Below are 13374 nucleotides of genomic sequence, written 5' to 3' on the forward strand. Positions count from 1 at the left end.
GCTTAAAAAAAGAGCCGCCTAGGCGACTCTTTAAAAAATTATCTGACTAATACGTTAGTCGATCTTGCCGTGGCACTGTTTATACTTCTTACCACTACCACAAGGGCAAGGCTCATTGCGACCTACTTTACGTTCATCACGTACCATTGGCTGACTTGAGCCTTCTTCAGATTCTTCACCTTCAGAAAGAGGGTTTTGTGCTGCTGCGTGTTGCGCTTGAGCACGACGAGCGGCCTCTTCAGCTTGCGCACGACGTTGCTCTTCCATACGTTCAACTTCTTCTTGTTGCTGGACTCGAACGCGAGATAGAACAGTAATCACATCAGTTTTCAGCGCTTCTAGTAGACCTTCAAACAGTTCAAACGATTCACGCTTGTATTCCTGTTTCGGGTTCTTCTGCGCATAGCCGCGTAAGTGAATACCCTGACGCAAGTGATCCATTGCTGCCAAGTGCTCTTTCCAAAGCGTATCCAGAGTTTGAAGCATAACCGATTTCTCGAAGTTACGAAGCACTTGCGCACCCACCACTTCCTCTTTCTCTTTATACACTTCAACGGCTAGATTGATGATCTTCTCGCGTAGCGCCTCTTCGTAAAGCTTATCGTCTTCTTCAAGCCATTGCTTCACTGGCGCATCAAGATCGAAGTCTGCTTTCAAGCGCTCTTGCAGACCTTCAACGTCCCACATATCTTCTAGTGATTGTGGCGGGATGTACTCATCAATAACCGCTGTTAGCACATCTTCACGGTTTTGCTCGATCATACCGCTGATGTCTTCAACGTTCATCAATTCGTCGCGCAGCTCGTAGACAACCTTACGCTGATCGTTCGCCACATCATCGTATTCTAGTAGCTGCTTACGGATATCAAAGTTACGACCTTCCACTTTACGCTGTGCTTTTTCAATTGAGCGAGAAAGCATTTTCGATTCAATTGCTTCACCTTCTTCCATACCACTTTGGATAAGGCTCGCCATACGATCAGAAGTGAAAATACGTAACAAAGAGTCTTCCATAGATAGGTAGAAGCGAGATGAACCCGCATCTCCTTGACGACCAGAACGACCACGTAGCTGGTTATCAATACGGCGAGATTCGTGGCGCTCAGTACCAATGATGTGTAGACCACCAGCATCTAGTACTTGATCATGTACCACTTTCCACTCTGCTTTAATCGCATCGATTTGTTCTTGAGTTGGGTTCTCCAAAGCTTCCACTTTTGATTGCCAACTACCGCCAAGCACAATGTCCGTACCACGACCGGCCATGTTGGTCGCGATAGTTACCGCACCAGGCATACCCGCTTCAGCAACAATTTCCGCTTCCTTTTCATGGAATTTCGCATTCAGTACGTTGTGTTTGATCTTCGCTTTCTTCAATGCGTTAGAAAGAAGTTCTGATTTTTCAATCGATACTGTACCAACCAATGTTGGCTGACCTTTCGCAACGCGCTCTTTGATATCTTCAATGATTGCAGCAAACTTCTCAGCTTCGGTACGGTACACCACATCCGGCATATCGTTACGAATCATTGGTTTGTTGGTTGGGATAACCACCGTTTCCAAGCCATAAATAGATTGGAACTCAAACGCTTCAGTATCCGCAGTACCTGTCATACCAGACAGTTTTTCGTATAAGCGGAAGTAGTTCTGGAAGGTAATCGAAGCCAAAGTTTGGTTTTCGTTTTGAATCTTAACGCCTTCTTTCGCTTCTACTGCTTGGTGAAGACCTTCAGACCAACGACGACCTGGCATTGTACGACCAGTATGTTCATCAACAATTACTACTTCACCTTCGTCAGTAACGATGTAATCAACGTTGCGCTCAAACAACACATGAGCACGCAAAGCGGCATTCACGTGATGTAACATGCTGATGTTAGTCGGAGAGTAAAGTGTGTCACCCTCTTCCATAAGACCATTTTTCACCAACAGTTCTTCAACGTACTCTTGGCCCGTTTCTGTGAGGTATACTTGCTTTGATTTCTCATCAACAGTGTAGTGACCATCACCACGATATTCTTCAGAGTCTTCTTTGTCTTGCTTTTTAAGATGCGGGATCAAAAGGTTGATTCGGGTGTATAGCTCAGAGCTATCTTCAGCAGGACCAGAAATGATCAAAGGAGTACGAGCTTCATCAATTAGGATTGAGTCCACCTCATCGACAACTGCAAAGAAGCGATCACGCTGTACACGGTCTTCGCTACGGAAGGCCATATTGTCACGAAGGTAGTCAAAACCAAATTCATTGTTCGTTCCGTACAAGATGTCAGCTTGGTACGCTTCTTTTTTCTCTTGAGGAGGCATGTTTGGCACGTTTACGCCAACAGTCATACCTAAAAATTCAAATAGAGGGCGGTTTGTCTCTGCATCACGTTTAGCTAGATAATCGTTCACTGTTACAATATGAACGCCTTTACCAGCTAGGGCATTTAGGTAAGCAGGAAGCGTTGCCGTCAGCGTTTTACCTTCACCCGTACGCATTTCCGCGATTTGACCCGCATTTAGAACCATACCGCCGATAAGCTGGACGTCGAAGTGGCGCATACCGTAGACACGCTTAGATGCTTCACGAACCGTAGCAAAAGCTTCTGGAAGTAGTTTATCAAGAGTTTCACCCTTCTCTAGGCGCTCACGGAATTCAACCGTCTTTGCTTTTAACTCTTCATCACTTAGAGCCTCGAATGTTGGCTCATAGTTATTAATTTCTTTTACAATTTTTCTAAGGCGGCGCAGTGTTCGGTCGTTGCGACTGCCAATCACTTTTGTCAGTAGCTTAGTTATCATTTTTCGTGAATCTCTCTTTATTCAGACCGTTCCCGATCTACTCATAATGCCTTCAGTCTCTGCCAGTTTGGAACTAAGAATACTGAGATAAATCATTTATCAAAGATATTGAGTTCAAACATCCATATTTCAAGGCTAAGTTTTGAAACAATGTGGCTTAGTGTAAGGATTTTTAATCGATACAACCATAAATAGACGTATTTGTTTGAAGCACTCTGAAGTTTTTACTTAAAGTGGTGACTGATTAGCCGATATTGCATACCGCAATATGTGTAATCCATCCAGAGCAAACTTTGCTTTTTACCTTGCTACATTGTAAAACTGAAGCTAAAGACGTTAATGTAAACTATACCTTGATAGAAAGCTGCTCTAGAATAGCTATATCTCAACAAAATTAGATTTTACCTATGCGTGATCACCGTCCAACCTCGACTGAAGATGTTATTGCTGAGTCACAGTTCAAGCAGATTCAAGAACATGCTGGAGAAATCTTACAGCTTAACCAAGCTTTGCAAGAGGTCTTACCCACGGGGACGGCCGATCATTGCCGAGTAGCGAATGTTCGTAACGGCCATCTATTGATCGATGTCTCTAGTGCCGCGATCAAAATGAAGATCGATTACGATCGCCTCATGATCCTAAATAAACTTCGTACTCAAGGCTTTGCCAAGCTGATGAGCGTTGAAGTGAGGATCAATCCTTCACTATATCGAAACCGCTTTCAACAAGACGACAGACCTAAGCGTCCACCACTAACAGAATCTGCAGCAAAGTCATTAATGACGATTGCCGACATGGCGCCACCGAAAATTCAAGAGCGTTTAAAACGATTAGCCGATATGGCAGAAAAGGAAGATCGTAAGTGAACGTTATTTCAATATGCTGAAAGCTTGAATGTTATTGATAAATCCAGGACTAAAGCCAAATAGCAAAAAACCAGGCATAAGCCTGGTTTTTTATTAATTCTAATGCCAAGTCTTTACGCAAGCACCATATTTGGTTCTGCGAATGCTACTGGTGAGCCGACTTCTTCTTCGAATGTAGTCCACTCCCACGCTTCCTGATCTGCAAGAACAGCACGTAACAGTTGGTTATTTAAACCGTGGCCAGATTTAAAGGCACGGAATTCACCAATGATTGGGTGGCCACACATGTAAAGGTCACCAATCGCATCCAACACTTTGTGAGTCACAAACTCATTTTCAAAGCGTAGACCTTCTTCATTAAGAATACGGTAATCATCCAAAACGATAGCATTGTCAAAACTACCACCCAAAACTAGGTTTTGAGATTGTAGATATTCGATATCACGCATAAAGCCAAACGTACGTGCTCGAGAAATCTCACGAACAAAGCCTTTTGACGAGAAATCAAACAGCAAACGTTGCTCGTCTGATTCAATCGCTGGGTGATTAAACTCAATTTCGAAGTCCATACGGAAGCCGTTAAATGGTACAAATTCTGCCCATTTATCACCATCTTCAAAACGAACTGGCTTTTTGATACGGATGAAGCGTTTTGGCGCATTTTGCGTTTCGATACCTGCTTGTTGTAGCAAGTATACAAATGGGCTTGCACTACCATCCATGATCGGAATTTCAGGTGCGTCTACTTCGACAACAATGTTATCGATGCCCATACCAGCAAGTGCCGCATTCAAGTGCTCAACAGTTGAAATACGCACACCTTCATCGTTTACCAATGCAGTACAAAGCATGGTGTCACGAACCGAAGCTGGATCAGCTGGAAAATCTACAGGTGGATTTACATCTGTACGACGGTAAATGATACCTGTATTTGCAGCAGCCGGGCGCAGAGTAAGTGTGACTTTACGACCAGAGTGGAGACCCACACCAGTTGTTTTCACTATTTCTTTCAGAGTACGTTGTCTGATCATCTGCTTGCCTCTCAAAAATTTGCTACAAAACACGGCCGTCTGTAACGTCGACCGTGAATGCTACCATAATTTTGAGCCATGTCAAATTTATGGGTTAAAGATTAATCAGCCTGACGACGCAAAAATGCCGGTATATCTAAATAACCACTTTCCTTTTCTTGCTTTGGAGCCGCAGAACTTTGGCTCGACGAAGCTGGAGAAGAAGGAGCAGTGTTTGTCGGCTGAGGAGTTACCTGTGGCTTCTCTTGCACTTGATTATTCTGCAAAGTCTGTGCCGGTTTTTCTTCAGCTTGCGTTGCCGCTGCTTGTTGCTGTGGTTGAGCTTGCGGCGTCGGTGCCACTTTAGCTTTACCACCCGCAACTAGCGTGATATCTGGCTTTTTCTCATTACCAATACCTGTCGCTACAACTGTTACGCGGATTTCGTCAGTCATATCAGGGTCTAGAGAAGTACCGATAACAACAGTCGCATTGTCAGAAGCGAATGCCTTCACTGTATTACCAACCGTCTCAAACTCGTCAAGACGCATATCCAGACCAGCAGTAATATTGACAAGAACACCACGAGCGCCCGCTAGATCGATGTCTTCCAGAAGTGGGCTAGAAATTGCCATTTCAGCCGCTTCTTCAGCACGGTCTTCACCTTTGGCGATGCCGCTACCCATCATTGCGTGACCCATTTCAGACATTACTGTTCTTACGTCCGCAAAGTCGACGTTGATCATGCCAGGGCGAGTAATTAGCTCAGCAATACCTTGAACGGCATTCTTAAGAACATCGTTAGCGCTTGCAAAAGCTTCTAGTAGTGTTACACCACGACCAAGTACTTTAAGTAGCTTTTCGTTTGGAATCGTGATCAAAGAGTCAACATGCTTAGAGAGCTCATCGATACCTTGCTCAGCAAATGCCAAACGCTTTTTACCTTCAAAACTAAACGGTTTAGTTACTACCGCTACTGTTAGAATGCCAAGCTCTTTAGCCACTTCAGCAATAACAGGCGCTGCACCAGTACCGGTACCGCCACCCATACCAGCTGCGATAAACACCATATCGGCGCCAGTCAGGGAATCTTTAATTCGATCTCTGTCTTCGAGAGCTGCGTCACGGCCAACCTGTGGATTAGCACCTGCACCCAGACCTTTAGTGATATCACCACCGATCTGAATAACATTGCCAACGCTTGTCTTACGAAGTGCTTGCGCATCAGTGTTGACGCTGATGAATTCCACACCTTCGATGGATTCACGCACCATGTGTTCAACGGCGTTACCACCGCCGCCACCAACCCCAACGACCTTGATTACTGCATCGTCAGACATTTCCATCATCGGTTCAAACATGTGTTGTCTCCGTTTATCCTGCAACTCAGGTTAAAACTCTTTTTGTATCCAGTTACGCAATTTATCGAAAAAGCCAGTTACAGATGAGCGTTTAGGTTCATTATAATCGCTATCGTCGCTAGACTGCATGTCTCTTGCGTAATGAAGTAATCCAACTGCCGTAGAATGGTACGGCTCTTTTACATAGTCAGTTAATCCGCTGACTTCGAGCGGTTTGCCGACCCTTACTTGATTGCGGAATACGCGTTCCGCACATTCTACCACTCCGTCCATTTGCGCAGCACCGCCGGTGAGTACAACTCCCGCAGCCAGATGGTGCTTGATACCCTCTTCGCGCAATTTTGCTTGTACAGAGTCGATAGTTTGGTTAACCAGTCCCATAAGCTCAGAGTAGCGTGGCTCAATCACTTCTGACAACGTTTGACGTTGCAGGCTACGTGATGGTCGTCCACCTACGCTTGGTACATTAACCGTGTCATCCTTACTGACCAGTTCACTCAAAGCACAGCCATATTTGACTTTTATTTCTTCAGCATCGCTCACTGGCGTACCAAAAGCAAAAGCAATATCACTGGTTACAGCATTTCCTGCGTACGAAAATACTTCTGTGTGACGTAACGCACCGCCAGTCCAGATGGCCACATCCATCGTGCCGGCGCCAATATCAACCACACAAACTCCAAGCTCTCTTTCATCCTCGGTGATTACTGCATTGCTAGCAGCAAGCCCAGAAAATACGAGTTGTTCTACTTTAAGGCCGCAGCGTTCTACCGCCTTAATAATGTTGCGTGCCATGTCATTATGGCATGAGATAAGGTGGACACTCACTTCCATTCTTACCCCAGATAAACCAAGCGGATTTTTGATTCCTTCTTGGTAATCAATGGTGAACTCTTGCGGGATCACATGAAGAATTCGCTGTTCATCACCGATTTTAATCGATTTTGCGGTATGGATAGCGCGATCCATGTCTTCTTGAGACACCTCTTCATCAGAAATCGTGCCCATACCTTTTTCAATTCGGCTTGCGATATGCTTACCAGACAACGAAATGAAGACTCGGCTGATCTGGCACTCTGCCATTAATTCAGCTTGATCAATTGCACGTTGTACTGATTTTACAACCGACTCCAAATCATTCACGCCACCTTTATCCATGCCGCGTGAGGGGCTACTACCTGCGCCAATAATATTAATTTGACCGTCTGGTAAAACCTCACCCACTAGAGCCGATACGGTTGCAGTGCCTATATCAAGACCAACAATAATGTTGTCATCAGCGGCCTTAGTCATCTGTACTCTCTTCTAACTCTTGTTCAGGAAACCAACCAACTGCGGCTCCTGTATCGTACCTAAGATCGATATAACTGATTCTTTGCGTGTCACTGCCAAGCTTGTTATAGAGCTTAAAAAAGCGCTCTATACGCTCAAGAAGAGACTCTTTACCGAGCTCTAATCGAATACCGTTATCAAGGATGATTTGCCAAGCTCGTCGCTCGTTTAATACCAGAGACGATATCGCTAAACCCAATTGCTGAAACTTAGGACTCAAATCACGGTAAGTCTGTAAGACTTCCGGTCCGCTATCTTTGGGTCCGTACAGCTTCACTTTTTCTTCTTGCAACAGAGCAACATCTCCATCAAAAACGAACCCGTTTTTATCTAACAGTTCGTTGCCATTCCAAATGGCTTCTGGTTGATGCTCCGTCAAAAAAACTTTTACTGTATCCGGCCACTGCTTTCGGATTGCGGCATGCGCTACCCATGGCAGAGCTTCGACACTTTGCTGTAATACATCAATATCCTGAGACATAAATGTACCGATGTGATCAATTCGACTAAATGCAGCCTGCACATCGTCAGCTTGGACATACTCCAGTTTCCCCTGAAGTACTATTTTGGAGAGAGGTAACCTTTGGTCATCCCACATCCAACTGATCGCCGCGTACAAAACAGAACTAATTAAAGTCACAACCACAACGAAAAATAACGCACCCAAGATTTTTTCTTGGCGACCACGGTTGTTACCCGTGTTTGGTCGCTCGTCATTCAGTGCAATATTCAACAACGTCTTCGTTTCCTGACTTTTGTCGTGTACTTTTTACCCATATAATTACGCAGAGGTAAAAGTCTTGACTTTAACCTTGGGATTATACTGAGCTCTTGTAAACTATCAAACACTGATAGCAATAAATCACAATGATATTGACGCAAAATCGAGATCTGAGTCTTTATCTGTCCTTCGCGTCAACAATATGTGTCAGCCAAGCATCTTGTTTATATTCAATTTAAGACCTGCCAGCTGTTTCGCCACTTTACCAATATCACCCGCACCTTGCGTTAAGATTAGGTCGCCGTCTTGTATAACGTTAGCTAAAACTGAAGGTAATTGCTCGATTTCTGGAACAAAAATCGGATCTACCTTGCCTCGGCTGCGAATTGTGCGACATAAAGCGCGCCCATCAGCCCCTGCAATCGGCTTTTCACCCGCTGCGTAAACATCCAGCATGATCAATACATCTACCTGTTCAAGCACATTCGCGAAATCATCGTATAAATCACGAGTACGGCTATAACGGTGCGGTTGGAAAATCATCACCAAACGCTTGTCTTGCCAACCACTGCGTGCTGCATTAATGGTTACATCCACTTCTGTGGGATGATGGCCGTAATCATCAACAAGCATTGCATGGCCGTTGCCAGTATCAAACTCGCCAAGGTGATCAAAACGTCTTCCCGTACCTTGCGTACCAGCCATTGCCTTTAGGATCGCATCGTCTTCAATGTCATCTTCAGTAGCAACCGCAATCGCAGCAGACGCATTCAATGCATTGTGACGACCTGGAATATTCAGCGTGATATCTAAGTTAGCTCGCCCTTTACGTACTACCGTAAATTTGCCTTGCTGCCCCTCTTGACGATAATCTTCAATACGTACGTCGGCATCTTCAGAAAAACCGTAAGTTATCACTTGACGACTAATACGTGGGATTAACTCTCGAACCACAGGATCGTCAATGCAAACAATTGCTTGGCCGTAAAACGGTAGATTATGAAGGAAATCGATGAAGGTTTGCTTTAAGGTTTCAAAGTCACCACCATAGGTATCCATATGATCGGCTTCGATATTGGTAACAATGCTCACCATTGGTTGCAAGTGCAGGAATGACGCGTCACTTTCATCTGCCTCTGCAATTAGAATACGACTCGAGCCTAGACGCGCATTTGTACCTGCGCTTTTCACCAAACCGCCATTCACAAACGTTGGATCAAGACCGGCTTCAGAATAGATTTGAGTAACAAGAGCGGTCGTCGTGGTTTTACCGTGTGTACCCGCAACGGCAATACCGTGACGGAATCGCATCAATTCAGCCAACATCTCTGCGCGGCGTACAATAGGGATGCGTAATTCACGTGCCGCCATCACTTCTGGGTTTTCTTCGTTGATCGCCGTTGACACAACAACCACACTGGCTTTTTCTACATTACTGGCTTGATGACCAATAAATACCGTCGCACCTTTTGATACCAAACGCTCTGTCACAGCGTTCTCTGATAGATCAGAACCTGTGATTTGGTAGCCTTCGTTCAACAGCACTTCTGCAATGCCGCTCATGCCCGCACCACCAATACCGATGAAGTGGATGGATTTCACGCGGCGCATCTCTGGCACCATTGCGCGAATCTGAGCTAAGTCTTGTGTATGTTGGATTGTCATCAATTCTATTCTCAATAATTCGGTTAACGCTTTTCGGTCAAAGCGACAATGGCTTGTGCGACAACTCGGTCAGCATTCAATTTTGCAGCGCCACGCGCTTGCTCAGCCATTGTAAGTAAAGCTTGGCGATCCAATTGTTGGATCTGCAGAGTCAGAGACTCAACGGTTAAATCTGGTTGTTCAATCATTTTCGCCGCGCCGCAATCCACCAAGTGGTCTGCATTAAGTGCTTGCTGGCGGTCTTTGTGCATGAATGGAACAAAAATAGCGCCTACACCTGCCGCCGAGACTTCAGATACGGTTAACGCTCCAGAGCGACAAACTAAAAGGTCAGCCCATGCGTAAGCTTCTGCAACGTCATCAATGAATTCCATTACTTCTGCATTTACCACACCATTAGCTTGGTATGCTGCATTCACTTCTTCGGCGGAACCTTTACCCGCTTGATGACGAATACAGTAATCTTCGCCCAATTTCGACATCACTTCTGGCAGAGTTTGGTTAAGAATACGTGCGCCTTGGCTGCCACCCATCACCAAAATGCGAATTGGACCTTGGCGCTCTTGCATGCGCTCAGTTGGCGCTGCTAATTGAGTCACGTCTTCACGAACTGGGTTCCCAACCACTTCGGCATTTGGGAAAGCGCCTGGGAAAGCCTGAAAAACCTTCTTAGCGATTTTCGATAACCATTGGTTCGTTAAACCTGCTACTGCATTTTGTTCATGCAGAACAACAGGAATACCACTCATCCAAGCGGCAATACCACCCGGGCCGCTAACATAACCGCCCATACCAAGCACTGCGTCAGGCTGCCAGCGTTTCATGTGAGCACGAGCCTGCATAATGGCATTGATAATTTGAAATGGTGCTGCAAGAAGACATTTAACGCCTTGACCTCGTAACCCTTTCACTTTGATAAAGTCGATTTCAATGCCATGTTTTGGCACCAAATCCGCTTCCATTCGATCCGCCGTACCTAACCAACGGATCTCCCAACCTTGTTCTTGAAGCTGTTTTGCTACCGCCAAACCTGGGAATACGTGACCGCCAGTACCACCAGCCATCACCATCAAACGTTTATTTTGTTTCATTAGCTTGTTGTTCTGATTGTTGTTGCTCGCGTTTCAAGCGGCATTCGTAATCGATACGCAGTAGTATGGACACTGCGACGGACATAATTATTAGACTAGAACCACCATAACTGATGAGTGGAAGTGTTAAACCTTTAGTTGGAACAATACCGGCGGCAGCTCCAACATTAACCAAGGTTTGAAACGCAAACCAAATACCAATTCCGAAAGCCAGATAACCTCCGAACATTTCGCCTTCTTCAAATGCACGCTTGCCGATGTAAACCGCTTTTAGCACCAAGCTAAAAATCAGCATTAAGACCAGCACTACGCCTACGAAACCAAGCTCTTCAGCAAGTACGGCAAACACAAAGTCGGTATGCGCTTCCGGTAGATATTCCAGTTTTTGAATTGAATTACCGAGACCTTGTCCGAACCATTCACCACGACCAAACGCCATCAAAGACTGAGTCAACTGATAGCCACTGCCAAATGGATCTTCCCACGGGTCAAGGAAGGAGGTTACTCGTCGCATACGGTATGGCTCGACGAGAATCAAACCTACTACAGCGCCGATACCTGCCACCATCAAGGCGAGAAACTGGGTTAGTTTTGCACCTGCGATAAAAAGCATGCCAAACAGCGTGACCAGCATCACGACGACCGTCCCCAAGTCTGGCTGACCAAGTAGTAATACTGCGAAGAAGGCAAACACCATGATTGGCTTCATAAAGCCACCAAAGAACGTTTGTCGTACTTCGTCTTGCTTTCGAACTAAGTAACCAGACATGAAGATAAACAGCGATAGCTTCGCGACTTCCGCTGGCTGAAGGTTAAACAGCCCAAGGGGAATCCAACGAGACGCACCATTAACCGACTTACCCGCCAAGAGCACGATGATCAACAGTGCGAAAGAAGCCCAAAGTAAGTAATGGCTCTTCTTAAACCACTCTTGCAAAGGCACTTGCAAAATAACAGCGGAGGTCCCTAACGCCAGCACGAGAAACGTCGCATGACGAAACATAAAGTGGAACGGCTGTTCCGTTAATCGAGAGCTGATTGGAAATGATGCAGAGGTTACCATGACCAAACCAGTCAACATCAAACCCAGTGCAATCCACACTAACTGACGATCAAACATCGCCTCTGGGGCTGGATGCTTGAGCCAATTGCCAATACTGCGTTTAACGTTACCTAAACCCACGAAGTGTGTAACCTTTAATTATGCATATTTCTGAGCAAGAGCAGCGAAAGCATCACCTCTTGCCATAAAGTTGTCGAATTGATCAAAGCTAGCACATGCAGGAGACAGCATCACCATATCACCTGGTTTTAACTGCGAAGATACTTGTTGAATCACATCTTCCATAGTGTCGAAACGTATTGCAGATTCATGCAGTGGCATAAATTCATCGCCATCAGCGCCAAAGCAACACAGTTGCAAGTTAAGCGTCGCGAAGATCGGTTTTAATGGCGAGAAGTCAGCACCTTTGCCAACACCACCAACGAGTAAGTAGAGCTTGCCTGTCGATTCCAAACCAGATAGCGCAGCCATAGTGCTGGCAATATTAGTTGCTTTAGAGTCATTCACCCATTTGACGCCTTGATTATCCGCAACCACCTGGCATCGGTGTGTCAGTCCTGTGTAATTTTTAAGTGCATTCAATGCTTTGTGATAGTTTACGTCCGCAGCTTTTAATAGCGCTAAAGCAACCAGAGCGTTAGATAAGTTGTGCTTACCAACCAACTTAAGCTCATCACTTGCGACAACTCGTTGACCGTGATCGAGCAGCCAAGTACGGTTGCCATCCACCTCGAGACCAAAGTCCTGATTGTCGCTGCCAAATGTCACCAATGGCATCTCTGCGTCAGGGAAGGTTTCTTGATCATCACGGTTCACGACTGCAAGAGCAGCATGGTTAAAAATACGCAACTTAGCTTGTCGATAGTCAGACATGCCTTGATAACGATCCATATGATCTTCAGAAAGATTCAGAAACGCAGCGGCTTTGAGCTTTAAGCTTGACGTCGTTTCTAACTGGAAGCTCGAGAGTTCGAGTACATATAGGTCTGCGTCTTGTTCTAACAAATCCAGTGCAGGCACACCGATGTTACCACCAACGCCAACATCCAAACCTGCAGCCTCAGCCATCACACCTGTGAGGTCGGTTACTGTGCTCTTACCGTTTGAGCCCGTAATCGCAATCACCGGTTTCTGCACCGCCCAAGCGAATAACTCGATATCACCTACTACGGCCGTACCTTTTGCTAATACGGCTTGGATCTCTGGTGTCGCTAGCGCAATACCAGGGTTGGTCACGATAAGATCCGCGTCAGAAAGCCAGTCTGTATTCCAACCACCACTATGCAGTTGAACACTTTCCGGCAAGCGCTCTGCACCTGGAGGGTTTACACGAGTATCAATGACTTTGACCACAAGTTGTGGCTGATTTTTTCTTAGGTGTTTAACGACAGAGAGCCCGGTAATACCGAGCCCTACGACGACAACACTATGTATGTTTTGCCAACGTTCCATATTTGATCACACTGTAAATCTTGTTCTTG

10 protein-coding genes are annotated in these 13374 nt (G+C 45.6%); 1 reads left to right on the top strand and 9 read right to left on the bottom strand.

Going from position 1 to position 13374, the window contains the following annotated elements:
* Positions 1-54: 54 nt before the first annotated feature.
* Positions 55-2784, bottom strand: a complete 2730-nt coding sequence (gene secA, locus R7E47_RS12875; RefSeq protein ID WP_047102008.1) for a preprotein translocase subunit SecA — start codon at positions 2782-2784, stop codon at positions 55-57.
* 407 nt (positions 2785-3191) lie between these two features.
* On the opposite strand from secA, the gene R7E47_RS12880 reads away from it, so the two are divergent.
* Positions 3192-3650, top strand: a complete 459-nt coding sequence (locus tag R7E47_RS12880) for a DUF721 domain-containing protein (protein ID WP_033906094.1) — start codon at positions 3192-3194, stop codon at positions 3648-3650.
* A gap of 113 nt (positions 3651-3763) precedes the next feature.
* On the opposite strand, the gene lpxC is transcribed toward R7E47_RS12880, so the two are convergent.
* From lpxC to murD, 8 genes are all read right to left on the bottom strand, one after another.
* Positions 3764-4681: a UDP-3-O-acyl-N-acetylglucosamine deacetylase gene (gene lpxC / locus R7E47_RS12885; protein ID WP_005381871.1), complete on the bottom strand. Its 918-nt coding sequence runs from the start codon at positions 4679-4681 to the stop codon at positions 3764-3766.
* A 101-nt stretch (positions 4682-4782) separates the two neighbouring features.
* A complete protein-coding gene (gene ftsZ / locus R7E47_RS12890) occupies positions 4783-6021 on the bottom strand; it encodes a cell division protein FtsZ (RefSeq protein WP_017633617.1) in 1239 nt (412 codons plus the stop codon).
* Positions 6022-6051: 30 nt separating this feature from the next.
* Complete coding sequence (gene ftsA, locus R7E47_RS12895) at positions 6052-7314, bottom strand: cell division protein FtsA (protein ID WP_005372946.1); 1263 nt, start codon at positions 7312-7314, stop codon at positions 6052-6054.
* Positions 7307-8089, bottom strand: a complete 783-nt coding sequence (locus R7E47_RS12900) for a cell division protein FtsQ/DivIB (protein WP_005387393.1) — start codon at positions 8087-8089, stop codon at positions 7307-7309. The genes ftsA and R7E47_RS12900 overlap by 8 nt, the downstream gene beginning before the upstream one ends.
* A 192-nt stretch (positions 8090-8281) precedes the next feature.
* On the bottom strand, positions 8282-9739 hold the full coding sequence (gene murC / locus R7E47_RS12905; protein ID WP_005387395.1) for a UDP-N-acetylmuramate--L-alanine ligase: 1458 nt from the start codon (positions 9737-9739) through the stop codon (positions 8282-8284).
* A 23-nt stretch (positions 9740-9762) separates the two neighbouring features.
* Positions 9763-10830: an undecaprenyldiphospho-muramoylpentapeptide beta-N-acetylglucosaminyltransferase gene (gene murG, locus R7E47_RS12910; protein WP_318084334.1), complete on the bottom strand. Its 1068-nt coding sequence runs from the start codon at positions 10828-10830 to the stop codon at positions 9763-9765.
* Complete coding sequence (gene ftsW / locus R7E47_RS12915; protein ID WP_005372933.1) at positions 10817-12013, bottom strand: cell division protein FtsW; 1197 nt, start codon at positions 12011-12013, stop codon at positions 10817-10819. The genes murG and ftsW overlap by 14 nt, the downstream gene beginning before the upstream one ends.
* Before the next feature lie 18 nt (positions 12014-12031).
* Entirely contained in the window at positions 12032-13345 is a 1314-nt protein-coding gene (murD, locus tag R7E47_RS12920) for a UDP-N-acetylmuramoyl-L-alanine--D-glutamate ligase (RefSeq protein ID WP_053306876.1), read from the bottom strand.
* Positions 13346-13374 lie beyond the last annotated feature (29 nt).

It is taken from the genome of Vibrio sp. Vb1026 (assembly GCF_033338745.1).
Classification (GTDB): Bacteria; Pseudomonadota; Gammaproteobacteria; order Enterobacterales; family Vibrionaceae; genus Vibrio; species Vibrio alginolyticus.